The organism is Nonomuraea sp. NPDC004702, assembly GCF_053601695.1.
Window position 1 is genome coordinate 89,517 of the sequence record NZ_JBSGCE010000015.1, and the last position, 25,966, is coordinate 115,482.

At 71.6% G+C, this 25,966-nt stretch carries 22 protein-coding genes; 6 read left to right on the forward strand and 16 right to left on the reverse strand.

Going from position 1 to position 25,966, the window contains the following annotated elements; genetic code table 11:
• Positions 1–166 precede the first annotated feature (166 nt).
• From ACWEJ6_RS20370 to pgsA, 11 genes are all read right to left on the reverse strand, one after another.
• Positions 167–916, reverse strand: coding sequence for a YebC/PmpR family DNA-binding transcriptional regulator (locus tag ACWEJ6_RS20370; RefSeq protein ID WP_352322550.1), 750 nt, complete (start codon positions 914–916; stop codon positions 167–169).
• Positions 917–919: 3 nt separating this feature from the next.
• Positions 920–1,543, reverse strand: a complete 624-nt coding sequence (gene pdxT, locus ACWEJ6_RS20375; RefSeq protein WP_387665108.1) for a pyridoxal 5'-phosphate synthase glutaminase subunit PdxT — start codon at positions 1,541–1,543, stop codon at positions 920–922.
• Positions 1,544–1,589: 46 nt separating this feature from the next.
• Complete coding sequence (locus ACWEJ6_RS20380; protein WP_452425310.1) at positions 1,590–2,786, reverse strand: MFS transporter; 1,197 nt, start codon at positions 2,784–2,786, stop codon at positions 1,590–1,592.
• Positions 2,787–2,795: 9 nt separating this feature from the next.
• A complete protein-coding gene (locus ACWEJ6_RS20385; RefSeq protein WP_352361412.1) occupies positions 2,796–3,230 on the reverse strand; it encodes a MarR family winged helix-turn-helix transcriptional regulator in 435 nt (144 codons plus the stop codon).
• Positions 3,231–3,317: 87 nt separating this feature from the next.
• Entirely contained in the window at positions 3,318–5,000 is a 1,683-nt protein-coding gene (locus tag ACWEJ6_RS20390; RefSeq protein ID WP_387665104.1) for an alkaline phosphatase D family protein, read from the reverse strand.
• Positions 5,001–5,191: 191 nt separating this feature from the next.
• The gene (gene pdxS, locus ACWEJ6_RS20395; RefSeq protein ID WP_352322555.1) at positions 5,192–6,109 is read right to left on the reverse strand and encodes a pyridoxal 5'-phosphate synthase lyase subunit PdxS; all 918 of its coding nucleotides are present in this window, start codon (positions 6,107–6,109) and stop codon (positions 5,192–5,194) included.
• Positions 6,110–6,221: 112 nt separating this feature from the next.
• Entirely contained in the window at positions 6,222–7,226 is a 1,005-nt protein-coding gene (locus tag ACWEJ6_RS20400; RefSeq protein WP_387665102.1) for a DUF3048 domain-containing protein, read from the reverse strand.
• A 79-nt stretch (positions 7,227–7,305) separates the two neighbouring features.
• Positions 7,306–7,848, reverse strand: a complete 543-nt coding sequence (locus ACWEJ6_RS20405) for a hypothetical protein (RefSeq protein WP_452425313.1) — start codon at positions 7,846–7,848, stop codon at positions 7,306–7,308.
• A 32-nt stretch (positions 7,849–7,880) separates the two neighbouring features.
• Positions 7,881–9,011: a glycosyltransferase family 4 protein gene (locus ACWEJ6_RS20410; RefSeq protein ID WP_452425315.1), complete on the reverse strand. Its 1,131-nt coding sequence runs from the start codon at positions 9,009–9,011 to the stop codon at positions 7,881–7,883.
• Positions 9,008–9,916, reverse strand: a complete 909-nt coding sequence (locus ACWEJ6_RS20415; RefSeq protein WP_397215985.1) for a phosphatidylinositol mannoside acyltransferase — start codon at positions 9,914–9,916, stop codon at positions 9,008–9,010. The genes ACWEJ6_RS20410 and ACWEJ6_RS20415 overlap by 4 nt, the downstream gene beginning before the upstream one ends.
• Entirely contained in the window at positions 9,913–10,515 is a 603-nt protein-coding gene (pgsA, locus tag ACWEJ6_RS20420) for a phosphatidylinositol phosphate synthase (protein WP_452425317.1), read from the reverse strand. The genes ACWEJ6_RS20415 and pgsA overlap by 4 nt, the downstream gene beginning before the upstream one ends.
• A 163-nt stretch (positions 10,516–10,678) precedes the next feature.
• Here pgsA and ACWEJ6_RS20425 point away from each other — a divergent pair, with 163 nt between their 5' ends.
• Both ACWEJ6_RS20425 and ACWEJ6_RS20430 read left to right on the forward strand, forming a co-directional pair.
• Positions 10,679–12,829 carry an elongation factor G-like protein EF-G2 gene (locus ACWEJ6_RS20425; protein ID WP_452425319.1) on the forward strand — a complete coding sequence of 717 codons (2,151 nt, stop codon included), beginning with the start codon at positions 10,679–10,681 and terminating at the stop codon, positions 12,827–12,829.
• Positions 12,830–13,032: 203 nt separating this feature from the next.
• Positions 13,033–14,550, forward strand: a complete 1,518-nt coding sequence (locus tag ACWEJ6_RS20430) for a glycoside hydrolase family 10 protein (RefSeq protein WP_452425321.1) — start codon at positions 13,033–13,035, stop codon at positions 14,548–14,550.
• Between the two features lie 83 nt (positions 14,551–14,633).
• On the opposite strand, the gene ACWEJ6_RS20435 is transcribed toward ACWEJ6_RS20430, so the two are convergent.
• Positions 14,634–15,959 carry an aminotransferase-like domain-containing protein gene (locus ACWEJ6_RS20435; RefSeq protein ID WP_452425323.1) on the reverse strand — a complete coding sequence of 442 codons (1,326 nt, stop codon included), beginning with the start codon at positions 15,957–15,959 and terminating at the stop codon, positions 14,634–14,636.
• A 90-nt stretch (positions 15,960–16,049) separates the two neighbouring features.
• Between ACWEJ6_RS20435 and ACWEJ6_RS20440 the strand changes: the two genes are divergently transcribed.
• A complete protein-coding gene (locus ACWEJ6_RS20440) occupies positions 16,050–16,949 on the forward strand; it encodes a branched-chain amino acid transaminase (protein WP_452425325.1) in 900 nt (299 codons plus the stop codon).
• Positions 16,950–17,056: 107 nt separating this feature from the next.
• On the forward strand, positions 17,057–19,129 hold the full coding sequence (locus tag ACWEJ6_RS20445; protein ID WP_452425327.1) for a hypothetical protein: 2,073 nt from the start codon (positions 17,057–17,059) through the stop codon (positions 19,127–19,129).
• An 88-nt stretch (positions 19,130–19,217) separates the two neighbouring features.
• On the opposite strand, the gene ACWEJ6_RS20450 is transcribed toward ACWEJ6_RS20445, so the two are convergent.
• A complete protein-coding gene (locus tag ACWEJ6_RS20450) occupies positions 19,218–19,751 on the reverse strand; it encodes an HIT family protein (protein ID WP_387665085.1) in 534 nt (177 codons plus the stop codon).
• An 83-nt stretch (positions 19,752–19,834) separates the two neighbouring features.
• Between ACWEJ6_RS20450 and ACWEJ6_RS20455 the strand changes: the two genes are divergently transcribed.
• Positions 19,835–20,557: a PIG-L deacetylase family protein gene (locus ACWEJ6_RS20455; RefSeq protein WP_452425329.1), complete on the forward strand. Its 723-nt coding sequence runs from the start codon at positions 19,835–19,837 to the stop codon at positions 20,555–20,557.
• 115 nt (positions 20,558–20,672) lie between these two features.
• Here ACWEJ6_RS20455 and thrS read toward each other — a convergent pair whose 3' ends face one another.
• The 3 genes from thrS to ACWEJ6_RS20470 all read right to left on the reverse strand — a co-directional run bounded on the left by thrS (position 20,673) and on the right by ACWEJ6_RS20470 (position 24,234).
• Entirely contained in the window at positions 20,673–22,634 is a 1,962-nt protein-coding gene (thrS, locus tag ACWEJ6_RS20460) for a threonine--tRNA ligase (protein ID WP_358285709.1), read from the reverse strand.
• A 64-nt stretch (positions 22,635–22,698) separates the two neighbouring features.
• Positions 22,699–23,295, reverse strand: a complete 597-nt coding sequence (locus ACWEJ6_RS20465) for a glycoside hydrolase family 25 protein (RefSeq protein WP_352361380.1) — start codon at positions 23,293–23,295, stop codon at positions 22,699–22,701.
• Positions 23,296–23,331: 36 nt separating this feature from the next.
• Positions 23,332–24,234, reverse strand: a complete 903-nt coding sequence (locus ACWEJ6_RS20470) for an LLM class F420-dependent oxidoreductase (RefSeq protein WP_352361378.1) — start codon at positions 24,232–24,234, stop codon at positions 23,332–23,334.
• A gap of 99 nt (positions 24,235–24,333) precedes the next feature.
• Between ACWEJ6_RS20470 and pgm the strand changes: the two genes are divergently transcribed.
• Positions 24,334–25,962, forward strand: a complete 1,629-nt coding sequence (gene pgm, locus ACWEJ6_RS20475; protein ID WP_387665074.1) for a phosphoglucomutase (alpha-D-glucose-1,6-bisphosphate-dependent) — start codon at positions 24,334–24,336, stop codon at positions 25,960–25,962.
• Positions 25,963–25,966 lie beyond the last annotated feature (4 nt).

A 25,966-nucleotide genomic window follows, 5' to 3' on the forward strand; every position in this document is an offset into this window, starting at 1 on the left:
CGCCCGACCCTAGCCGCGTCAGGGCGCGGGCGCACGCGTAACGGCCGGGTGGGCATTTGGTGTCGAACACCCGCGGGCCCGGCAAGTGCCAGGTCAAGGGCGGAAACCGGCCCCGGGAAAGAGTGAGGGCCCGGGGGTCGCCCCCCGGGCCCTCGGTGGCGCGGGATCAGTCGAGGGCGGCCAGGACGTCGTCGGAGACGTCGAAGTTGGCGTAGACGTTCTGGACGTCGTCGCTGTCCTCCAGCGCGTCGATCAGGCGGAACACCTTCTTGGCGCCCTCCTCGTCGAGCGGCACGCTCATCGTCGGCAGGAAGCTCGACTCGGCCGAGTCGTAGTCGATGCCGGCCTCCTGGAGCGCCTTGCGGACCGGCACGAGGTCGCCGGCCTCGGAGACGACCTCGAAGGAGTCGCCCATGTCGTTGACCTCTTCGGCGCCCGCGTCGAGCACGGCCATCAGGACGGTGTCCTCGTCGAGGCCGTTCTTGGGCACGATCACGACGCCCTTGCGGTTGAACATGTACGACACCGAGCCCGGGTCGGCCAGCGAGCCGCCGTTGCGGGTCAGCGCGACGCGGACCTCGGAGGCGGCGCGGTTGCGGTTGTCGGTGAGGCACTCGATGAGCACCGCGACGCCGCCGGGCGCGTAGCCCTCGTACATGATGGTCTGCCAGTCGGCGCCGCCGGCCTCCAGGCCGCCGCCGCGCTTGCGCGCCCGCTCGATGTTGTCGTTGGGCACGGAGTTCTTCTTGGCCTTGAAGATGGCGTCGAAGAGGGTGGGGTTGGCGTCCGGGTCAGGGCCACCGGTCCGTGCCGCCACCTCGATGTTCTTGATGAGCTTCGCGAACAGCTTGCCGCGCTTGGCGTCGAGCGCGGCCTTCTTGTGCTTCGTCGTCGCCCATTTGGAGTGGCCGGACATTACCTAGAGCTCCCTCACCATGTCTACGAAGTAACGGTGCACGCGCGTGTCCCCGGTCAGCTCGGGGTGGAACGAGGTCGCGAGCAACGGCCCTTGACGGACCGCGACGATCCTATCCCCAGGCTCGGCCGTGCCCAGCACCTGAACGTCAGTGCCGATCGATTCCACCCACGGAGCCCGGATGAACACAGCGTGGACGCGTTCGCCCGCGAAGTCCAGGTCCGACTCGAACGAGTCCACCTGGCGGCCGAAGGCGTTGCGCCTGACCACCATGTCGATGCCGCCGATGGTCTGCTGACCCTCGATGCCGTCCTCGATGCGGTCGGCCAGCATGATCATGCCGGCGCACGAGCCGTAGGCGGGCAGGCCCTCCTTGATCCGCATCCGCAGCGGTTCCAGCATGTCGAAGGTGTCGGCGAGCTTCCACATGGTGGTCGACTCGCCGCCGGGGATCACCAGGCCGTCGACCGCGTCGAGCTCGGCCGGGCGGCGCACGGCGACGGCCGACGCGCCGGCCTCCTGGAGCATGCGCGCATGCTCGCGCACGTCCCCCTGGAGAGCGAGTACACCGATCGTGGGCACAGCGATCCTTCCGTTAAGGTCCGGTTTCCGACAATTCAACACCATGATGGCCCGGCATCTTCCTACCAGAGCACTCTGGCGTAAAAGCGGGTCAGGCGGCGGCCTGGACGGCGTCCACGCGGGCCAGGGCGCTCAGGTGGTGGCGGCGGGCGTACAGGAAGGCCATGCCGATCGCGCAGCAGGCGGCCCCGACGACGTAGGGGACGGCGATGCCGATCTCCTCGCCGAGCTTGGTCGCGACGAACGGCGCCAGCGCGCCGCCCATCCAGCGCACGAAGTTGTACCCGGCCGAGGCGACGGGCCTCGGGGCGTCGGAGACCTCCATGGCCGACTCGGTGAAGACGGTGTTGTTCAGCCCGATCGGGATGCCGGACAGGACGGTGAACACGATGATCCCGGCGTGCGCCCCGGCCGTCCCCGACACGGCGATGCCGACCTGGAAGAGCGCGAGCAGGCCCAGGGCCAGGTGCAGCACGTTCACCGAGCCGATCCTGCGCTGCAGCGGCGGCGCGCCGAACACCGAGGCCAGCGCCACGCAGACGCCCCAGCCGAAGAACACCGCGCCGATGCCGTACGGCGACATGTGCAGGATGAACGGGGTGAAGGCGAGGATCGTGAAGAAGGCGAAGTTGTAGAACAGGGCGGTGAAGGCGGTCGTGGACAGCCCGCCGTGGGCCAGGGCGCGGATGGGGGCGCTGAGCCTGGTCTTGACCGCGGGCCTCGGCCCCGTCCTGAGCAGGGTGGCGATCAGCACGAAACCGGCGGCCATCAGCGTGGCGGTGCCGAAGAACGGCGCCCGCCAGTTCCAGTCGCCGAGCAGCGCGCCGACCAGGGGGCCGGCCGAGATGCCGAGACCGAGCGCGGCCTCGTACAGGATGATGGCCGACTCCGCGCCGCCGCTGGCCGCGCCGACGATGACGGCCAGCGCGGTGGCCACGAACAGGGCGTTGCCGAGACCCCAGCCGGCGCGGAAGCCGACGAGCTCGGCGACGCTGCCGGAGGTGCCGGCCAGCGCGGCGAACAGCACGACCAGCGCCAGCCCGGCCAGCAGCGTGCGCTTGCCGCCGATGCGGCTGGAGACCCAGCCGGTGATCAGCATGGCCACGGCGGTGACCAGGAAGTAGCTGGTGAACAGCAGGGACACCTGGCTGGGCGTGGCGTGCAGCCCTTGGGCGATGGAGGGCAGGATGGGGTCGACGAGGCCGATGCCCATGAAGGCCACGACCGCGGCGAACGCGGTGGCCCAGACGGACATCGGCTGGCGCAGGATTCCGCCGCCGGTTTGCATGTTGTCCCCTTACTGGGTGGTTCTGTCGATGCCGAGCTTGGCCAGGACGGGCAGGGCCGCCGCGAGCACGTCGCGCTCGTCGTCGGTGAGCGCGGCCAGGTCCTGGGCGAGGCGGGCGATCCTGGCCCGGCGCACGGCGTGCAGCCGGTCGCGGCCCTCGCCGGTGAGCTCGACCGTCCTGACGCGGGCGTCGGCCGGGTCGGAGCCGCGCGCCACCAGGCCCGCGTACTCCAGCCGGTTGATCTGCACGGTCATGGTCGGCAACTGGACGGCGTGCTCCTCGGCCAGCTCGGTCATCCGGCGCGGGCCGTGTTCGAGCGAGCCGAGCACGGCGTACTGCTGGGTGGTGACGGGCTGGCCGGCGCTGGAGCGCCGCAGCAGCAGGACCAGGTGGCGCAGCACCTTGGAGACCTGCTCGGCCATCTGGGTGGGATCGTCCCTCATACTTAGCCCAACTAACTTAGTCTGGCTAATATTCCGGGCGAAGAAAAGGCGGCGTCCCGGCCCCCGGGGACGCCGCCTGCCTCAGGGCTACGGGCGTTCGGTCTCCAGCCGGACGGTGTCCTCCACCGTCACCTGCTTCCTGGCGCCGATCGCCGGGTCCAGCGGCCGCAGGTACGTCTGCCGCACCCCCGGCACCCGGTCCTCCACCACGAACGTCGCCCGCGTGTACGCCTGCGCCCCAGGCTCGCGCACCTGCGGCACGACCTTGAAGTCGGCCGTGAGCAGGTCGCGCTCGATCTTCGTCAGCACGTATCCGCGCTGGTTGTTGTAGAACTTCAGATGCGGGTTGATCGTCAGGTACGGATGCGTCGCCGGGTCGGAGTCCGCGCCGTCGCCGCCCGTGGTGATGGAGGTGGCCACGAGTTCCGAGCCCACGGTGGGCCCGGTCGGGTCGTCGTAGTCGAGCTTGAGGTCGCTGGCCCAGTGGGCGTGCACGTCGCCGGTCAGCACCACCGGGTTGCGCACCTCGGCGTCCACCCAGCCCTGGGTGATGCGCCGGCGGGAGGCGACGTAGCCGTCCCAGGCGTCCATCGAGGTGATCTTGGCGGGGCCGGCGTTGTTGTCGCGCTGGGCGAAGAACACCTGCTGGCCCAGGATGTCCCACTGGGCGCGCGAGCGGTGGAAGCCGTCGATCAGCCACTGCTCCTGCGCCGCGCCGGTGATCGAGCGCGCCGGGTCCACGGCGGCCGGGCAGTCGCGGTAGCCGTCGCCGCAGCCCTGGTCGTCGCGGTACTGGCGGGTGTCCATCATGTGGAAGGTGGCCATCCTGCCCCACCGGATCCGCCGGTAGAGCTGCATGTCGATGCCGCGCGGGATCGACGTGCGGCGCAGCGGCATGTTCTCGTAGTAGGCGCGGAAGGCGGCGGCGCGGCGGGCCAGGAAGTCCGGCTGGGGCACCTCCGGCTTCTCCGGCACCTCGTCGGCCCAGTTGTTGTCCAGCTCGTGGTCGTCCCAGACGACCAGCCAGGGCGCGGCGGCGTGCGCGGCCTGCAGGTCGGGGTCGGCCTTGTACTGGGCGTGCCGCTGGCGGTAGCCGGCCAGGGTCTCGGTCTCGGGGCCCTCGTGGTCGCGGACGTTGCCGCCCGGGATGGTGTAGGTGTCCTTGGTGTACTCGTACTGGTAGTCGCCCAGGTGCAGGATCAGGTCCGGGTGCTCCTCGGCCAGCCTGCGGTAGGAGGTGAACCAGCCGTGCTCGTACTGGGCGCAGGAGACGAAGGCCATCGACAGCGCGCCGCCGTAGGACAGCGGGTGGGGGGCCGTGCGCGCCCGTCCCATGGGCGAGACGTACGGGCCGACGCGGAAGCGGTACCAGTAGTCCCGGTCCGAGCTCAGCCGGTCGACCTCGACGTGCACGCTGTGCCCCCACTCCGGCACGGCGACGGCCACCCCCGACCGGACGACGCGGCGCCCGCGCTCGTCGGCGTAGACCTGCCACTGCACCGGGAACGGGCGCTGCGGCATGCCGCCGAAGCCGTCCTCGGCCAGCGGGTTCTGCGCCAGCCTGGTCCACAGCACGAACCCCTCGTGGTCGGGGTCGCCGCAGGCCACGCCGAGCGTGAAGGGGTCGGTGGACAGCCCGCGCGAGGCCAGTGCCTGCGCGGTCTCTGCGGCGGGGTCCGGCTCGGCGCTCGCCGCGGTGGCGGGGATCGCGGCGGCGGCGCCCGCCGCCAGGCCGGTGACCAGGAAGTGCCGTCGGTTCAGCTGGGACACGGTGCGCTCCTCGGGACGATCAAGGGTGAGGGACGCCCGTAGCCTGACCGAGTCGCATGACAGGCCGCTGAACCGCGGACAACACGAAAGAGGCGACATCCTTCGCGAATGCCGCCTCTTACGAAGCTTTTCATCGTCACATGACGATCATGGACCTACGGCGGGCCGCCGACCTGCGACGACGCGCCGGTTCACCAGCCGCGCTCGGCCAGCCGGTGCGGCTGCGGGATCTCGTCGACGTTGATGCCGACCATGGCCTCGCCGAGACCGCGCGAGACCTTGGCGACGACGTCGGCGTCGTCGTAGAACGTGGTGGCCTTGACGATGGCCGCGGCGCGCTTGGCCGGGTCGCCCGACTTGAAGATGCCCGAGCCGACGAACACGCCCTCGGCGCCGAGCTGCATCATCATGGCGGCGTCGGCCGGGGTGGCGATGCCGCCCGCGGTGAACAGCACGACCGGCAGCTTGCCGTTCCTGGCGACCTCGGCGACCAGCTCGTAGGGGGCCTGCAGCTCCTTGGCGGCCACGTAGAGCTCGTCCTCGGCCAGCGTGGTGAGGCGCCTGATCTCGGCGCGGATGGTGCGCATGTGGGTGACGGCGTTGGAGACGTCGCCGGTGCCGGCCTCGCCCTTGGAGCGGATCATGGCCGCGCCCTCGGTGATGCGGCGCAGGGCCTCGCCCAGGTTGGTGGCGCCACAGACGAAGGGCACGGTGAACTGCCACTTGTCGATGTGGTTGGCGTAGTCGGCCGGGGTGAGCACCTCGGACTCGTCGACGTAGTCGACGCCGAGCGACTGCAGGACCTTGGCCTCGACGAAGTGGCCGATGCGGGCCTTGGCCATGACGGGGATCGACACGGCGGCGATGATGCCGTCGATCATGTCGGGGTCGCTCATCCTGGACACGCCGCCCTGGGCGCGGATGTCGGCGGGCACACGCTCAAGGGCCATGACGGCGACGGCGCCGGCATCCTCAGCGATCTTGGCCTGCTCGGGGGTGACGACGTCCATGATGACGCCACCCTTGAGCATCTCGGCCATGCCGCGCTTGACGCGGGCCGTTCCGGTGACGGGGGTGCTTTCAGGCGTGCTGGACACGGTCTTCCTCACGGGCTCTCAGGGCGGACGGTAAGTTATCAAACCCATCGTAGGTCCTGATGGACCCCTCCCCCGACATGCCACGATGTCAGGATTTGCCGCTCAACTTATACAGAACGGTCTATCAAGGGGTGACGGGCTTGCGGCTGGCGAGCGCGATCCAGACCTGGCCGGGGGCGAAGTTCATCGGCTCGCCGCTCTCAGTGGTGAACGTCGTACCGGTCTCCTCCGATTCCCGTTCCCAGTTGGCCGCGTAGGCTTTGCCGTCGCGCAGCACGACGGCCTTGCCCTTGCCGGTGGTGTGCACGAGCGGGGTGTAGCTCTGGTGGAAGTCGTGGAACTGCGAGCGCTCGGTCTTGGTGTACTGCACGACGATCGTGGGCGCGCCGAGCTGGCCGCCCTCGGCCGCCATGTCCTTCTTGCCGTCCTGCCAGATCAGCCACTGCTTCTTGGCCTCCGACCAGGCGAAGGTGAAGCGCGCCGCGGGCCACCTGACGGTGTACGACTTCTTGTCCACGCCGCCCTCGGCGGGCGCGTCGCCGAAGGTGAAGCCGATGTCCTTGGCCTCGGTGGCCTTGGGGGCGCCCGACAGCAGCTTCTTGGTGTTGGCGAACAGGTTGTAGGGGGCGTAGCGGCCCGGCTGGCGGAAGTAGGCGCCGGGGTTGCGGGTGTCGCCCACGTCGTACAGCGGGGCCTTGGCGATGAACGGCAACATCTTGGTCTGCGCGCCGGAGTAGGCGAACGCCGGCTTGCCGAACTGCGGGACGATGTGCAGGTCGGAGATGCGGGCGCTGCGCACCGGGCCCACCTTGGCCGGGATCTTCGAGGAGAAGATCGCCATGAGCCGGGTCAGGCCGGCCTCGACCTGCTCGACGTAGACGACGTCCGCGCTCTTGAGCCCGAGCTGGGGCTTGCCCGCGGCGGTGTTCTCGATCTTCACCGCGAGCACCGGCTTGAGCTCCTCGAAGGGCTGTCCGGTGAACGGGTGCCCCTCGGCCTGCTCGGTGGGCTCCTCCGAGGGGGCGGCGGTGGCCGCCTGCGGCGCCTTGCCGGACGCGGGAGGCTCGTCGGACGAGCAGGCCGCGACGGGCCCCAGCACGGCCGCCCCTGCCAGAGTCACCGAGATCATCCGGGATAGCCGCACCTTGCAACAACTCCTCGCCTTTGCCCAGAAATCGGGAGAAGCTTACCGGCCTCCCCACATTTGGTCATTCAGGCGACATAGTTGCGGGCGGATTGTCATCAATCTCGAAGAATTCCGGGAACTCGGTGTGACCGGCCAATCGCAGCGTCCTGGCCAGCCAGCGCCGCTGCGCCGTACGGGTGACCCCGACCGCGTTGTTGTAGAACCGGCGCGAATAGACGACCTTGGCCACCGCCGCGTCAAGCTCCTCCAGCAGGTCGCCGCCCCCGGGCACCTCGGCCAGCTTCTCCCGGAAACGCTCCTGGTCCACCGCGGCCCGCAGGGCCCGCGACAGGTCGCTCTCGGCGTGCTCGCGCTCCTCGGGCCCGGCGATCCTGGCCTCGTGGGCGGCGGCGGCCAGCACCAGCGAGGTCGCGGGGTCGAGCAAGCGCGAGCCGGCCAGTTCGAGCACCACGGCCCGGCGCCGCATGAGCGCGGCGTCCAGCGCCTCGCGGGCCAGTTCGAGCCGGATGTGCAGGCGGTCGAGCCGGCCCGCGCGCCAGGAGATGTAGACGGCCGTGAGCACGACGACGATGCCCACGATCAGCACGATCATGGTGGATGTCACAGCGGTTCCCTACAGGAGCTCTCGGCAGGCGGTCACAGGTCTTCCTCCACCCGGCCCGCGCCGCCGGTGGTCACCGTCTCGTAGACGCGCACCACGTCGCGGGCGACCGTGGACCAGTCGTACTTCCTGACCGCCACCAGGGCCTCGGCGGCCAGTTTGGCGCGCCGCTCGGGCGCGTCGAGCAGCGCGGCGGCCTCGCGGGCGAGCGAGGCGGCGTCGCCGTTGGCGAACAGCGCGCCGGCCTGCCCCTCGCCCAGCACCTTGCGGAAGGCCGGGATGTCGCTGGCCAGCACCGTCGCCCCCGAGGCCATGGCCTCGGCCAGCACGATGCCGAAGCTCTCGCCCCGGGTGTTGGGGGCGCAGAACACGTCGACCGAGTGGTAGGCGCGGATCTTGTCGGCCTCGCTCACCATGCCGAGCACGGTGACCCGCTCGTGGAAGGGCTTGGGCACCTTGTCGTAGACGTCCTTGGCGTCGCCGGGCCCGGCGATGAGCAGCTTCAGGCCGGGACGCTCGGCGGCCAGGACGTTGAAGGCGTCGAGCAGGATCGGCAGGCCCTTGCGCTCCTCGTCCATGCGGCCGAGGAAGCCGATCGTGGCGCCGTCGGGGCCCCAGCCGGGCAGCGGCTCGGCCTCGGTGTAGCGGGCCACGGTCACCCCGTTGGGGATCAGCACGGTGTCGCCGCCGAACTGCTCGACCAGGCTCTTGCGCGCCGCGTCGGAGACCGCGATGCGGCCGCTCAGCTTCTCCAGCGCGCTGCGCAGCAGCGGCTCGGCCACCGCGATGGCGCGCGAGCGGGTGAAGGAGGCGTGGAAGGTGGCCACGATCGGCCCCTTGGCCGCCCAGCAGGCCAGCACGCCGAGGCTCGGGATCAGCGGCTCGTGGATGTGCAGCACGTCGAAGTCGCCCGTACGCACCCAGCGCCGCACCCGCGCGGCCGACAGGAACCCGAACGACATCCGGGCCACCGACCCGTTGTAGGGCACCGGCACCGCCCGGCCGGCGCCCGTCACGTACGGGGGCAGCTCGTCGTCGTCGGCGGCGGGCGCGATGACCGAGACCTCGTGCCCCTGCGCCATCAGCGCCTGGGCCAGGTCGTCGATGTGCTGCTTGACCCCGCCCGGCATGTCCCAGGAGTAGGGGCAGACGATGCCGACCTTCATTTCGGCAGGTCCTCCAGCCAGAGCCGCTGCAACATGTGCCAGTCCTCCGGGTGCTCGGCGATGCCCTTCTCGAAGACGTCCGTCATGGCCTGGGCGACGGCCGCGACCTTCTCCTGCCGGGTGCCCTCGGCGGGCACCGGGATCTCCTCGTGGATGTGGATGCCCCAGTCGTCGCCCACGAAGTAGACGGTGGCCGGCAGCAGCGCGGCGCCGGTCTGGACGGCCAGCAGCGGCGGCCCTGCGGGCACCTTGGTGGCGGCGCCGAAGAAGCGCACCTCGATGCCGCTCTTGGTCAGGTCGCGCTCGGCGGGCAGGCAGACCACGCCGCCCTTGCGCACGCGGCCGGCGAGGGTGCCGAAGTTGTGGCCGTCGCCGCCGGTGAGCGGCAGCACCTCCATGCCGAGCCCCTCGCGGAAGGCGACGTAGCGCCGGAACAGCGACTCGGGCTTCAGCCGCTCGGCGACCGTGGTGAACGGGTGGCCGACGCCGACCAGCCAGGCGCCCGCCGCGTCCCAGTTGCCCATGTGCGGCAGGGCCAGCACCACGCCCCGGCCCGTGGCCAGGGTGTCGTGGATGTGCTCGGCCCCGATGACGTGGGTGCGCCGGACGATCTCCGGCCGCGGGATCGAGGGCAGGCGGAAGACCTCGTGGAAGTAGCGGAAGTAGGAGCGCATGCCGGCCCTGCTCAGCTCGCGCAGCTCCGCGCTGCCGGCGTCGATGCCGGTGACCCTGGCCAGGTTGGACTCCAGGCGGCGCACGGACTTGCCGCGCTTGCGCCACACCCGGTCGGCCAGGAGGCGGAAGACCGCCGCCGTGGGCCGCTGGGGCAGCAGCGGGACCAGTTTCCAGCCCGCCGCGAAGCCCGCCGCCACGATGCGGTCGCCGATCGAGGTCTTCTCGCTCATCGCTCCCTCGTCTGCCGGTGGACGTGCACGACCCGCTGCACGACGGTGATGGTGGAGGCCGCCGCCAGCAGCCACATCCCGAGCGGCAGCACGTACGGCACCCCGATCCCCGAGAAGAAGGTCGCGACCAGGGCCACGACCAGCCGCTCGGGACGCTCGGCCAGCCCCACGTCCGCGGTGAGCCCGAGGCCCTCGGCCCTGGCCTTGGCGTAGGAGACCAGGGACCCGGCGACGAGGCAGGCCAGCGTCACGCCGGCCATCAGCGTGTCGCCCCCGGCGACGAAGTACAGGATCAGGCCGGCGAAGATGGCGGCGTCGGCCACCCGGTCGAGCGTGGAGTCGAGGAAGGCGCCCCAGACGGTGCCCCCCTTGCCGCCCAGCCGGGCCACGACGCCGTCGAGCAGGTCGAACAGCACGAAGACGGTGATGAGCAGCGCCCCCCAGGCCAGCTGGCCCAGCGGGAACAGGAGCAGGGCCGAGATCACCGTGCCGAGGGTGCCGATCGCCGTGACGGCGTTCGGGCCGATCCCGCGGCCGACGAGAGCCCTGCCCAGCGGGGTGAGTATCCGGGTCATGGCCGGTCGCAGGAGTTTGAGCATCGCGGTCCGATCGTAGGCCATCACGTGAGCGGCCACTTTCTTTGCCCCGCACCCCTTGTGATATTCGCCACATGGGTATTTGGTGAACACACCGCGTCCATGCGGTTCCTGACACCCTCCGCGCGGGCGCGGCGTTGGATGCACCGACGACGTGGGAGGCGAAGTGGCGGAAAGGAACTCCGGCGGGGCCATGGGAGCCGCGGGCAGGGCACCCACGGCCGACAGGGCGGACGCGATACGCAACGTCGTGCTGGTCGGCCACTCGGGAGCGGGCAAGACCACCCTGGTCGAGCAGCTGCTCGCGGCGACGGGCACCGTCCAGCGGCCGGGCCGGGTGGAGGACGGCAACACGGTCACCGACTTCGACGAGGTCGAGGTGCGCCAGCAGCGGTCGGTCAACCTGGCGCTGGCGCCGCTCGTGCACAACGGCATCAAGATCAACCTGCTCGACACCCCGGGTTACGCCGACTTCGTCGGCGACCTGCGCGCCGGGCTGCGCGCCGCCGACGCCGCCCTGTTCGTCGTGTCGGCCTCCGAGGGGATCGACGGGCTCACGCAGATGCTCTGGGAGGAGTGCGCCCAGGTCGCCATGCCCAGGGCGGTGGTGATCACCAAGATCGACCACCAGCGAGCCGACTTCGACGAGGTGCTGGCCACCTGCCAGGACGTCTTCGGCGACGGCGTCGCGCCGCTCTACCTGCCGGTGATCACCAACGGGCACGTCAACGGCCTGATCGGGCTGCTGTCGCAGAAGTTCTACAACTACGCGACCGGCGCCCGCACCGAGAAGGAGCCGGGCGCCGAGTACAAGGCGCAGATCGACGAGCGGCGCGGCGAGCTGATCGAGGGCATCATCCAGGAGAGCGAGGACGAGTCGCTCATGGACCGCTACCTGGCGGGCGAGCCCATCGACACCAAGGTCCTGGTGGACGACCTGGAGAAGGCGGTCGCCCGCGGCAGCTTCTTCCCGGTGCTGTGCAGCGGGCTCGGCGACGGCCACGCGGTGGGCATGACGGAGCTGCTGGAGCTGGTGACCCAGGGCTTCCCCTCGCCGCTGGAACACCCGATGCCCGAGATCACCGACCTGTCCGGCAAGCCGGTCGGCGGCATCGCGTGCGACCCCGACGGCCCGCTCGTGGCCGAGGTCGTCAAGACCACCAGCGACCCGTACGTGGGCCGCATCAGCCTCGTCCGCGTCTTCTCCGGCACGCTGCGCCCCGACATGACCGTGCACGTCTCCGGCCACGGCCTGGCCGACCGCGGGCACGAGGACCACGACGTCGACGAGCGCATCGGCACGCTGACCAGCCCGCTGGGCAAGACCCAACGCCCGGCGGCCAAGGGCTCGGCCGGGGACATCGTGGCCGTGGCCAAGCTGTCGCGGGCCGAGACCGGCGACACGTTGTCGGAGGTGGACCGTCCGCTGCTGATGACGTCCTGGCAGATGCCCGAGCCGCTGCTGCCGGTGGCGATCAGGGCGAAGTCGAAGGCCGACGAGGACAAACTGGCCCAGGCGCTCGGCCGGCTGGTGGCCGAGGACCCGACGCTGCGCCTGGAGAACAACGCCGAGACCCGGCAGCTCGTGCTGTGGTGCATGGGCGAGGCGCACACCGACGTGCTGCTCGACCGCCTGGCCAACCGGCACGGCGTCGAGGTCGAGCGGATCGAGCTGCGGGTGCCGCTGCGTGAGACGTTCGGCGGCCGGTGCCAGGCGATGGGCCGCAACGTCAAGCAGACCGGCGGCCACGGCCAGTACGCGATCTGCCACCTGGAGGTCGAGCCCCTGCCCTCGGGCGGCGGGTTCGAGTTCGTGGACAAGATCGTCGGCGGCGTGGTGCCCCGGCAGTTCATCCCGTCGGTGGAGAAGGGCGTGCGGGCCCAGATGGAGCGCGGCGTGGTGGCCGGCTACCCCATGGTGGACGTGCGCGTCACGCTCTACGACGGCAAGGCCCACTCGGTCGACTCCTCCGACATGGCCTTCCAGATCGCGGGCCAGCTCGCGCTGAAGGAGGCGGCCTCGAAGGTCCCGACCCTGCTGCTGGAGCCGGTGGACGAGCTGTCGGTGCTGGTGGCCGACGACCACGTGGGCTCGGTGATGTCCGACCTGTCCTCGCGGCGCGGGCGCGTGCTCGGCACCGAGCCGGTGGGCACCGGGCGCACGCTGGTCAAGGCCGAGGTGCCCGAGCTGGAGATCACCCGCTACGCCATCGACCTGCGCTCGATGTCGCACGGCACCGGGACGTTCACGCGCACGTTCCTGCGCTACGAGCCGCTGCCGCCGAACCTGGCGAGCAAGGTGGCGGCCACCGAGTAAGGGGTACGGACTGAGCGGCGCTGAGCCGGGAGGGCGGCATGTCCCTCCCGGCCCGCACGTTTGATCACACATCTACCGTTTCGTAACAGAAGCATCACGACTGCATTTCTTTTTTCAGGTCCGATCACGCGGGAGCAGCTGCCAGACTGGTTTGCACTATGCGAACTGGACGCCCACTCCTAGCCGCTGCAGCCCTCGCGGTCGTGACCACCAGCGCCGCCTACGTGTTCGGCCCCGGCGCGACCGAGAGCCCCGCAGCGACCAAGAAGACGACGACCACCGCCCCCGCCACCGCCGAGGCGACGGCGGCCTGCAAGCCCGACCCGCGCTACCCCAAGCGCCAGCTGCGCGGGGTGTGGATCGCGACGGTCAAGAACATCGACTGGCCCTCGCGCGCCGGCCTCGGCCAGGCCCGCCAGAAGGCCGAGTACGTCAAGATCCTCGACAGCGCGGTCAAGCGCAATCTCAACGCCGTCTTCGTCCAGGTCCGGCCCGCCTCCGACGCGCTCTACCGCTCCTCGCTGGAGCCCTGGTCGCAGTACCTGACGGGCACCGCGGGCAAGGACCCGGGCTGGGACCCGCTCCCGTTCCTCATCGACGAGGCCCACAAGCGCAACCTGGAGTTCCACGCCTGGTTCAACCCCTACCGCGCGGCCGAGGGCGCCGACCTGTCCAAGCTCCCGGCGAACCACCCGGCCAAGCAGCACCGCGACTGGACGGTCAAGTACGGCGGCGGCCTCTACTACAACCCCGGCCTGCCGCAGGTGCGCGAGCACGTCACCAAGGTCATCACCGACGTGGTCAGCCGCTACGACGTCGACGGCGTGCACTTCGACGACTACTTCTACCCCTATCCGGGCGGCGGCGGCACGTTCGACGACAAGGCCGCCTTCGCCAAGTACGGCAAGGGCCGGACGCTGGCCGACTGGCGCCGCCACAACGTGAACAAGCTGGTGGCCAAGGTCGACGCGGCCGTCCACGACACGAAGAACCACGTGAAGTTCGGCATCAGCCCGTTCGGCATCTGGCGCAACAAGTCCAACGACCCCGACGGGTCGGCCACGGCCGGCATGTCCGCCTACGACTCGATCTACGCCGACGCCCGCTCCTGGATCGAGGACGGCACGGTCGACTACGTCGCCCCGCAGCTCTACTGGCCGCGCGGCTTCAAGGCGGCCGACTACAAGACGCTGACGGCCTGGTGGGCGGGCGCGGTCAAGGGCACCGACGTCCAGCTCTACATCGGCCAGGCGCTCTACCAGGTCGGCACCAGGACCAACGCCGCCTGGGCCAACCCGGGCGAGCTGTCGGCGCACCTGACGGTGAACCGGCGCTACGAGCAGGTCGACGGCGACATCTACTTCAGCGCCAAGCAGCTCCTGACCAACCCGCTCGGCGCGATCGACCGGGTGGCCAAGGAGCACTACAGCCGTCCGGCGCTGCTGCCGATCATGGAGGACCGCGGCGGCGAGGCCCCCGGCAAGCCGGCCGGCGTCAAGGCGAGCGGCTCCACCGTGTCCTGGACTCCATCCGAGGGGGCGCGGGCCTACGCGGTGTACCGGGTGCCGGAGTCGGGCAAGGACTGCCACACCACCGACGCCCGCAACCTGGCGGCCGTGGTGACGACGGCGTCGTACTCGGCCAAGCCGGGCACGTACCTGATCACCTCGCTCGACCGGCAGCACCACGAGAGCAAGCCGGTGAAGGTCAAGGTGGGCTGAGCCGAGGCCCGTCCCGCCACGTTCGTCCGCCGACGCCACGCCGGATCACCGGCGTGGCGTCGCCGTGTTCCGGGGCCGGGGGCTCAGCGACCGGTCTGCTGCCAGGCGCGGGCCAGGGCGGCGACCGCCTGGTCGAGGAGGGCGGGCGGCAGGGCGAAGCTGAGGCGCAGGCGGTCGCGGTGGCGGCCGTCCGGGGAGAACAGCGAGCCGGGGGCGACGGCCACGCCCTGCTCGCGGGCGACGGCGGCGAACCGGTCGGTGTCGGCGCCCGGCAGCCGGGCCCACACCGACAGGCCGCCCTGCGGGCGTGACCAGGTCCACGACGGCAGGCGCGCGGACAGCGCGGCGGTGAAGTGGTCGCGGCGGCGGGCCAGCTCGGCGAGCCAGGCCGGCACGGGGTCGCCGTCGAGCAGGTCGGCGGCCAGCCGCTGGGAGACGGCGCTGGTGGCCAGGTCGGCGTCGAGCTTGGCCTCCAGCAGCCGGGCCAGCAGCGGCTCGGGGGCGGTGAGCCAGCCCACCCGCAGGCCGCCCCACAACACCTTCGACAACGAGCCCACCGTCACCGTGCCGTGCGGATGGGCCAGGGCCAGCGGCTCGGGAGGCGTCCGGCCGTCGAACACCACGGGCGCGAGAGTCCGGTCCTCCACCAGCGGGACGTCCGCCGCCGCGGCCAGCTCGGCCACGTGCCGCAGGTCGGCCACGCGGCCGGTCGGGTTGTCCACCGGCAGCGCGTACACGGCGGCCGGGCGGTGGCGGGCCAGGGCGTCGCGCACGGCGTCCGCGTCAGTGAGGTCCACGGGGACGGCGTGGGCCCCGGCACGCCGGAACACGCTGAGCGCGCCTCCGTAGGCCGGGTCGCCGACCAGCACGCGGTCGCCGGGCCGCAGCAGCACCCGGGCCGCCAGGTCGATGCCCTGCTGGGCGCCCGAGGTCACCAGGATCTCGCGGTGCGGCCCGGCGTCCAGGGCGGCCAGGACGGCGCGCAGCCGCGAGTCGCCCATGGCGTCGTAGCCGTGGCCGCTCGGCGCGCGCATCAGGGCGGCGGCGTCCAGCGGGGGCACCGCCAGGTGCGAGGGGTCGGGGACGACCGAGGTCGACAGGTCGGCCAGCACCGCGCCGCCCTGGAGCAGGCCGCCGAACGTCGGGACGCCCAGCACGTACGTGCCGCTGCCGTGCCGGCGTTCGCACAGGCCCTCCTCGCACAGGGCGTTGAAGGCGGCGGCGACCGTCCCGCGGCTGAGCCCGACCGCCTGGGCCAGGTCGCGCTCGGAGGGCAGGCGGGTGCCCGGGGCGATGGCGCCGGTCTGGGCCAGGTCGGTCAGCGCGCCCGCGAGCCGCCGGCTGGCCGTGCCCTCGTGGAGCCGGAGCCGGTCGCGGACCAGGGTGACAAGGTTTTCTTCTCTTCCCACGCCACTATTATCCGGTTACTGTGCCACTTATCAATGAATTGGCCTACATCTTGTGATTGTTGGCGGCCATTTACGGAGAGGAGCGGCACGATGCGCGAGGCCGAGCACATCTGGATGGACGGCGAGCTGGTGCCCTGGGGCGAGGCCCGGGTGCACGTCCTGACGCACGCCCTGCACTACGGCACCGCCGTGCTGGAGGGCACCAGGGCCTTCGACACGCCGGACGGCCCGGCGGTGTTCCGGCTGGACGAACATCTGCGGCGGCTGGCGCGCAGCGCGCGGATCATCGGGATGCCGCTGCCGTACACCTTGGAGGAGCTGCGCGCGGCCACGCTGGCCACGGTCGCGGCCAATGGCCAGTCCACGTGCTACATCCGCCACCTGGCCCACCGCGGCTACGGCGAGATGGGCGTGGCGGCGCGCGGCTGCCCGACGGTGGTCTCGATCGCGTCCTGGGAGTGGGGCGCGCTGCTGGAGGCGGGCGTGCGGCTGATGACCAGCTCGTGGCAGCGCAACGACCACCGGGTGACGCCGACCGCGGCCAAGGCCACCGGCCCCTACCTGAACTCGGTGATGGCCAAGTCCGAGGCCATGCAGGCGGGCTTCGACGAGGCGGTGCTGCTGAACGCGGCCGGCAACGTCAGCGAGTGCACCGGCGCCAACGTCTTCGTCGTGCGCGACGGCGTGCTCACCACGCCTCCGCCGCACGCCGGCGCGCTGGAGGGCATCACGCAGGACACCGTCGCGCGGCTGGCCGCCGACCTGGGGCTGACGGTCACCAGGGAGGATCTGCTGCGCACCGACCTGTACACGGCCGACGAGATCTTCGTCTGCGGCACGGCGGCCGGGATCGTGCACGTCAGCGCGGTCGACCACTGCGAGTTCGGCGGCCCCGGACCGGTCACCGGCAAGCTGGCCGACGCCTACGAGGCCGCCGTGCACGGGCGCGACGACCGCTACCGCCACTGGCTCACCCCCGTGCGCGGCTGACGGACCGTGCCCGCCGCCGCCCGTGAGAAGGTAGGGGAATCGGTGGCGCCGGATCGCGACGTGCTCTAGCGTGCCACGGACGTCATCGATCGCGGGAGGTCGTCGGGGTGAGGCGCGCGCTCGTGGTGCTGGCCGTTCTGGCCGGTTCCGTACTGCTCGGCCTGCAGGGCACGGCCACGGCCGGCGGCTCGGCTCCCGGCGCGGGCAGGGTGGCGCTCATCGGCGTCTCCGGCCTCAGCTGGGACGACGTCAACCAGGCAGACGCCCCCAACCTGTGGGAGCTGACGCGTGGCAGCGCGATCGGCTCGCTGTCGGTGCGCACGGTCAGCAACATCACCTGCCCCTACGACGGCTGGCTCACGGTGTCGGCCGGCACCAGGTCCGCCGCCGGTTACGCCTGCGGCGCGCCTCCCGCCCCCGAGACCCGGGGCGCGGGCGCGGCCATCCCCGACTACCGCTACCTCATCGACGTGGCCGGGCAGCGCAACGCCGGCACGCTGGGCGAGGCGCTGAAGGCCGCGGGCCGGTGCTCGATCGCGATCGGCCCCGGCGCCGCGCTCGCGCTGGCCGACCGGCAGGGCGCGGTGCAGCGCTACCACGCCTCCCCGCTCCAGGTCCGCACGGCCGACCTGGAGCAGTGCCCGCTGATCGCCATGGACGTCGACGACCTCGTCCACCCCTACCTGGCCAGTGGCAAGCTGCCCAAGGTGCCCGAGCAGCTCGGTCCGAAGGAGCGCCGCGACGCGCTGCGCCTGGCCGACGCCAAGGCCGGCGCGCTGCTGTCGATCCTGCCGCCCGGCACCACCGTGCTGCTCGCCGGCCTGTCCGACCACGGTTCCGTGCCGCACCTGCGGGTGGCCGCGCTGCGTGAGCCGGGGGCGCAGGGGCGGTTGCTGGGCGCGGCCTCGACCCGCCGCGCCGACATCTCGATCCTGCCCGACCTGACCGCGACCGTGCTGGCCCGGCTCGGCGTGCCGGCGCCGGCCACGGTCGTCGGGGTGCCGCTGCAACTCGGCGACGCCGGTGCGACGATCGACCGGCTGCGCCGGGCCGACGCCACCGCGCAGGCCATCCGGTCGGTCAAGGGCGTCTACTTCACCGTCGTGGCGGTGTTGCAGGTGCTGTTCTACGTGGTCGCGTTCCTGCTGCTGCGGCGGCGCAAGGGCCTGTCGCCGGTGCGCCTGGCCGCGGTCGCGCTGGCCGCCCTGCCGGTCTCCAGCTACCTGGTCAACCTGCTGCCCTGGTCCACCCTGCCGCAACTGGTCGCCGGGGTGCTGGGCTGGGTCGTCCTGGTCACCGCGCTGGCCTTCGGCGGGCCCTGGCGGCGTCGTCCGCTCGGCCCGCTCGCCGTGGTGGCCGGCATCACCGCGCTCACGCTCGCCGGCGACCTGCTGACGGGCACGACGTTGCAGCTCAACAGCGTCATGGGCTACAGCGCCGAGGTCGGGGCCCGCTACTACGGCCTGGGCAACATCCCGTTCGCGCTGCTGGCCACCGGCACGCTGCTGGCCACCACCGTGATCGCCCACCGCTGGCCGGGGCGGCCGGGGGTGGCCGCGATCGTGGTGCTCGGGGCGTTCGCGATGGTGCTGGGCGGCTCGGGCATGGGCAGCGACTTCGGCGGCGTGATCGCGTTCGTGCCGGGCATCGCGGTGACCGCGCTGCTGGTGGCCGGCAAGCGGGTGTCGATCGTGAAGCTGGGGGCGTTCTGCGTGGCCGGGGCGGTGATCGTGATGACGTTCGCCGTGCTCAACTACCTGCGTCCGCCCGACGAGCAGACGCACCTGGGCAGGTTCGTGGGCCAGGTGCTCAGCGGCGAGGCGTTCGAGGTGATCTTCCGTAAGCTCCAGGCCATGCTGGCCACCCTGCTCAGCCCCAACCTCATGCCCATCGTGATCGCGGCCGTGGCCTTCCTCGTCTACGCGATCCTGCGGCCCGAGCAGGCCAGTGCGGGCGTGGTGCCCGCGGCGTTCCGCCACTCCCCCGCCCTGCGGGCCGGCCTGATCGGCACGCTGGTCAGCGGGGTGATCGGGATGCTGGTCAACGACTCGGGCGCCGCGGTGTTGTCGATGGCTCTGGCGCTGGCCGTGCCGCTGCTGCTCGCGGCGGGCATCGGCGCGCTCGGCCGCGAGAAGCCGGCCGAGGCCGCCGCCGCCCACCTGGCCCACGCCGGCGACTGACGCCTCGGGCGGCGGGCCCGGGATCGACGCCGCCGACCGGTGCCTCAGGCCGACGCCGCCTCGGGTGGCGGGCCCGCGACCGGTGTCGTCAGTCCGCCCAGGCGTCGGCCAGGAGTTGCCGGGTGTCGTGCAGGAGCTGGGGCAGTACCTTCGTCTGGGCCACGACCGGCATGAAGTTCGTGTCGCCGCCCCACCTCGGCACGACGTGCTGGTGCAGGTGGGCGGCGATGCCGGCGCCCGCGACCTGGCCCAGGTTCATGCCCACGTTGAAGCCCTGCGCGCCGCTGGCCTTGCGCAGCGCGCGCAACGACCGCTGGGTGAACTCGCCCAGCTCGGCGACCTCGGCCTGGGTCAGCTCGTCGTAGCCGGACACGTGCCGGAAGGGCACGACCATCAGGTGGCCGGAGTTGTACGGGTAGAGGTTGAGGACGGCGTAGACGACCTCTCCCCTGGCCACGATCAGGCCGTCCTCGTCGCTCATCCGGGGGATCTCGTCGAACGGGCAGCCGTCGCCCGGCCCGGTGCCGGTCGGCTTGTTCTCGCCCTTGATGTAGGCCATGCGATGCGGGGTCCACAGCCGCTGGAAGTTGTCGGGCGCCCCGGCTCCTGCCTGATCGTGCATACCAAGCAGCATAGGACCCCGCGCCGAGGGGCCGCTCTTCCGGCGTGATCCTCCGCCCTCCGCGACGGGCCTAAGGTGAGGGCATGGCACAGCGACTCGAACCCATGCCCGCCGACTGGCAGCGCGCCCTGGCCGTCGTGGCCCACCCCGACGACCTGGAGTACGGCTGCGCCTCCGCCGTCGCCACCTGGACCGACGCCGGGCGCGAGGTCTCCTACCTGATCGCCACCCGCGGCGAGGCGGGCATCGACACGCTCGACCCCGCCGCGTGCGGGCCGGTGCGCGAGCGCGAGGAGCGGGCCAGCGCCGCCGTGGTGGGGGTGACCACCGTGGAGTTCCTCGACCACGCCGACGGGGTCGTCGAGTACGGGACGGCGCTCAGGAGGGACATCGCCGCCGCCATCCGCAGGCACCGCCCGGAGCTGGTGATCACCCTCAACCCCGACGACACGTGGGGCGGCACGTACTGGAACACGCCCGACCACCGGGCGGTGGGCCGGGCCGTGCTGGACGCCGCCGGAGACGCCGGAAATCGCTGGATATTTCCTGACACCGACGCCGAGCCCTGGAACGGCGTGCGCTGGGTCGCCGTCGCCGGCTCCAACTCCCCCACCCACGCCGTGGACGTCACCGACGGGCTGGAGCGGGGCGTTCGGTCGCTGCTGGAGCACCGCGCCTACATCGAGGCCCTGACCGACCAGGCCCCGGAGGTCTACGCCCGCGAGCTGATCGAGGGCTCCGCGCGGGAGGCCGCCGAACGCTTCGACGGCCGCCCGGCGGTCGCCTTCCGCCTGTTCCCCCGCTGACGCCCGGCCAACGCTGACACCCTGCCGGCACTGACACCCGGCCGGGGCCTGGGCCGCCCGGAGCACGGCTCAGGCCCGGCAGGCCGGGAAGGCTCGCCGGGCCTGGAGCGGCGGGTCAGACCTGGACGCGGCGTTCCACGGCGTTGACGATCTCGGCGATGGCCTCCTCGACGGGCACGCCGTTCTTCTGCTCGCCGTTGCGGTAACGGAAGGACACCGCGCCGTTGGCGATGTCGTCGTCACCGGCCAGCAGCATGTACGGGACCTTCGCCTTCTGGGCGTTGCGGATCTTCTTCTGCATGCGGTCGTCGGCCGCGTCGACCTCGACCCTGATGCCCCGCTCGCGCAGCCGCTTGGCGACGTCCTGGAGGTAGGGCACGTGGGCGTCGGCGATCGGGATGCCGACCACCTGCACCGGCGCCAGCCACGCGGGGAACGCCCCGGCGTAGTGCTCGACCAGGACGCCGAAGAAACGCTCGACCGAGCCGAACAGCGCCCGGTGGATCATGACCGGCTGCTGCCGGGAGCCGTCGGCCGCCTGGTACTGCAGGTCGAACAGCTCGGGCAGGTTGAAGTCGAGCTGGATGGTGGACATCTGCCAGGTGCGGCCGATGGCGTCGCGCACCTGGACGGAGATCTTCGGCCCGTAGAAGGCCGCGCCGCCCGGGTCCATCACCAGGTGGAGGTTCTCGGCCTCGGCCACCTCGCGCAGCGTGGTGGTGGCCTCCTCCCACACCTCGTCGGAGCCGACGAACTTCTCCGGGTCCTTGGTGGACAGTTCGAGGTAGAAGTCCTCCAGGCCGTAGTCGCGCAGCAGGTCGAGGACGAAGCGCAGCAGCGAGGTGAGCTCGTCGCGCATCTGCTCGCGGCTGCAGTAGATGTGGGCGTCGTCCTGGGTCAGGCCGCGCACCCGGGTCAGGCCGTGGACCACGCCGGACTTCTCGTAGCGGTAGACCGTGCCGAACTCGAACAGCCGCAGCGGCAGCTCGCGGTAGGACCGCCCGCGCGCCCTGAAGATCAGGTTGTGCATCGGGCAGTTCATCGGCTTGAGGTAGTAGCGGGCGCCCTCCAGCTCCATGGGCGGGAACATCCCGTCCTTGTACCAGTCGAGGTGGCCCGAGACCTGGTAGAGGTTCTCCTTGGTGATGTGCGGGGTGTTGACGAACTCGTAGCCGGCCTCCTCGTGCCTGCGCCGCGAGTAGTCCTCCATCACCTTGCGGATCACGCCGCCCTTGGGGTGGAAGACCGCCAGGCCCGAGCCCAGCTCGTCGGGGAAGGAGAACAGGTCGAGCTCGGCGCCGAGCCTGCGGTGGTCGCGCCGCTCGGCCTCCTCCAGCATCTTCAGGTATTCGTCCTGCTTGTCGCGGGACTCCCAGGCGGTGCCGTAGATGCGCTGGAGCTGCGGGTTCTTCTCGCTGCCGCGCCAGTAGGCGCCGCCGGAGCGCATGAGCTTGAACGCCGGGATCGACCGGGTGGAGGGCACGTGCGGCCCCCGGCACAGGTCCTTCCAGCACAGCTCGCCGGTCTTGGCGTCGAGGTTGTCGTAGATCGTGAGCTGCCCGGCCCCGACCTCGACGCTCTCCTCGTCGGCCGCGCCGCCCTTGAGCCCGATCAGCTCCAGCTTGTACGGCTCGCCGGCCAGCTCCTCGCGCGCCTCGTCGTCGCTGACGGCCCGGCGGGAGAACAGCTGCCCCTGCTTGACGATCTCCCGCATGCGCTTCTCGACGCGCTTGAGGTCGTCGGGGTTGAACGCCTGCTTGACGTCGAAGTCGTAGTAGAAGCCGTTCTCCACGGGCGGGCCGATGCCCAGCTTGGCCTCGGGGAACAGCTCCTGCACCGCCTGCGCCATGACGTGCGCGGTGGAGTGGCGGACGATGGCCCGGCCGTCTTCGCTGGAGACCTCGATCGGCTCGACCACGTCGTCCTGGGCCAGCGGGTGGGCGAGGTCGCGCGGCTCGCCGTTGACCCGGGCCGCGATGACGGTGCGGCCGTCGGCCTCCAGCGCCTCACCGGCCGTCGTGCCGGCCGCGACCACACGCTCGGCTCCGGCGAGGGTGATGCGTAGCTCGGCTGACACGGTGTCTCCCTTGGATCGCGCTCGATGTGCGGCACCGAGGCTGGTTCGATGGTGAACACCGATGCTATCGCGGGTGAAACCCCAGCCTTGTCAGGTCCTGGCGGGTGCCATGGAAGATGTTCCGGTCGAGCGGACTGCTGGCATATTGGTGGATTGTCCAGTCGCGCCACGGCGGCGGCACGAGGGGTTCGCCGCGCGGCCTCTCCGGAGAGGCGATCCACAGCGGGTAGTCGGCCAGGCCGGCGCAGTTCCCCGAGCGGGCGAACCAGTGGAAGGTGTAGATGAAGGGCCGCAGGCCGGCGTGCCGCTCGACGTGGTGGCACCAGCGGCGCGCGTACCTGGCGACCTGCTCGGGGCGCTGCCCGTCGCCGGTCTCCAGGTCGAGCGCCACCAGGTCGCCCCTGCGCAGGCCGCCCGCCGACCTGAGCACCGCCAGGAAGTGCCGGGCGTGCTCGATCGGGTCGCCCTTGGGCCGGGCGAAGTGGTACGCCCCGCACACCAGCCAGCTCTCGCGCATTCCTGACCAGTTGCGGGCGAACCACCGGTCGGTCCAGTCGCCGCCCTCGGTGGCCTTGGCGAAGGCGAAGGACACCCCGGCCTCGGCGTGACCGGCCCAGTCGACGGAGCCCTGCCAGTTCGACACGTCTATGCCATGCAGCAAGCGCTTCACCTTGCCGGAGTTTATTGAGATGTCCCCCTATGAACCCTTCGACGCGCCGATGAGCAGCTCACGGGTGCGTTCCCGCTCGGCGAACGTCGCGCCGACGAAGTCGGTCACCCCGGCCTGGCGCAGCCGTTCGAGCTGGGCCAGCACGGACTCCTCGTCGCCGACCACCGCGACGTTCCCGGGCCCGGCGGCGCCCTCGCGGTCGAGCATGGCCCGATAGGAGGGCAGCGTGCCGTAGACGGCGAAGATCTCGTTGGCGCGCTCGACGGCCGCGGCGGGGTCGTCGGTGACGCAGACGGGCAGCGCGCAGACGATCCGCGGCGCCGGGCGGCCCGCCTCCGCGGCGGCGGCGGTGATGGTCGGGGCGACGTGCTCGGCCACCGTCTTCGGGCCGGTCATCCACAGCACCGTGCCGTCGGCGACCGTGCCGGCCAGCTTCAGCATGCGCGGGCCGAGGGCGGCGATGAGCACCGGGAAGCCCGCGCCCGGCGTGGTGAGCCGCACGTCGGCCCTGATCGTCTCGCCCGCCGCCTTGACCTGCTCGCCCCGGCTGGCCGGGAGCAGCACGTCGAGGTACTCCTTCATGTGGCGGTAGGGGCGCTCGAAGCTGAGGCCGAACATGTGCTCGATGACGACCTGGTGCGACAGGCCGATGCCGAGGGCCAGCCGGCCGCCGAGCGCGGCGTTGGCCGTCATCGCCTGCTGGGCCAGGGCCGCCGGGTGGCGCGGGTAGGTGGGCACGACGGAGGTGCCGAGCTCGATGCCGGGCACCTGGGAGCCGGCCACGGCCAGCGCGGTGAGGGCGTCGAGGCCGAAGATGTGGGACAGCCAGGCGGAGGCGAAGCCGTCCTCGGCCGCCTGGGCGATCTCGTCGCGGAGCGCGCCGAGCGGGTCGGGCCCTTGCCGTTCATTCAGGAAATATCCGAAACGCATGGAAACAGAACTCCGTTCTGGAGGCAGACGCGCCTGTATCTTCCCACGCCGACGGGCGCGCTCACCCGTACGAAGGGGGCGGATTTGTAAAGTGGCCTCATGACGCACGATCGCGCAGGACAGCCCGCCCAGCCCGCCGACCTGGTCGACGTCGCCCGGCTGGTGACCTCCTACTACGCCCTGCACCCCGACCCCGCCGAGGTGGCGCAGCGGGTGGCGTTCGGCACGTCGGGCCACCGCGGGTCCTCGCTGCGGACGGCCTTCAACGAGGACCACATCCTGGCCACCAGCCAGGCCATCTGCGAATACCGCGCCTCCCAGGGCACCGACGGGCCACTGTTCCTGGGCATCGACACGCACGCGCTGTCCGAGCCCGCCCGCGTGTCGGCGCTGGAGGTGTTCGCGGCCAACGGGGTCGAGGTGCTGATCGACTCCCGCGACGGCTACACGCCGACCCCCGCCGTATCGCACGCCGTCCTGCGGCACAACCGGGGCCGCACGTCCGGGCTCGCCGACGGCGTGGTGGTGACGCCGTCGCACAACCCGCCCTCCGACGGCGGCTTCAAGTACAACCCGCCGCACGGCGGCCCCGCCGGCACCGACGCCACCTCCTGGATCCAGGACCGCGCCAACCAGCTGCTGGCCGACGGCATGAAGGGCGTGTCCAGGATCTCCTACGCCAAGGCCCTCGACGCGGCCGGCCGCTACGACTTCCTCGGCGCGTACGTCGACGACCTGCCGTCCGTGGTGGACCTCGACGCGATCAGGTCGGCCGGGGTGCGCATCGGGGCCGACCCGCTGGGCGGGGCGAGCGTGGCCTACTGGGGCGAGATCGCCGAGCGCCACCGCCTCGACCTGACCGTGGTCAACCCGCTGGTCGACCCCACCTGGCGGTTCATGACGCTCGACTGGGACGGCAAGATCCGCATGGACTGCTCGTCGCCGTACGCGATGGCGTCGCTGATCGCCCAGCGCGACAGGTACGACATCGCCACCGGCAACGACGCCGACGCCGACCGCCACGGCGTCGTCACCCCCGACGGCCTGATGAACCCCAACCACTACCTGGCCGTCGCCATCTCCTACCTGTACGCCCACCGCGAAGGCTGGCCCGCCGCGGCGGGGGTCGGCAAGACGATGGTGAGCAGCGGCGTCATCGACCGGGTCGCCGCCTCGCTCGACCGGCGCCTTTACGAGGTGCCGGTCGGTTTCAAGTGGTTCGTCCCCGGGCTGCTCGACGGCTCGCTCGGGTTCGGCGGCGAGGAGAGCGCCGGGGCCTCGTTCCTGCGGCGCGACGGCTCCCCCTGGTCCACCGACAAGGACGGCCTCATCCTCGCCCTGCTGGCCTCGGAGATCCTGGCGGTGACCGGCGAGTCGCCGAGCGCGCACTACCGTCGCCTGACCGAGCGGTTCGGCGAGCCCGCCTACGCCCGGGTCGACGCGCCCGCCACCCGCGAGGAGAAGGCGGTGCTGGCCAAGCTGTCGGCCGACCAGGTGACGGCGTCGTCGCTGGCCGGCGAGCCGATCACGGCGGTGCAGACGGCGGCCCCCGGCAACGGCGCGGCGCTCGGCGGCGTGAAGGTCTCGACCGAGAACGCCTGGTTCGCCGCCCGCCCGTCGGGCACCGAGGACGTCTACAAGATCTACGCCGAGTCCTTCAAGGGCCCCGACCACCTGGCCAAGGTGCAGGAGGAGGCCCGTTCACTGGTCTCGGCCGCGCTGGGCTGAGCGG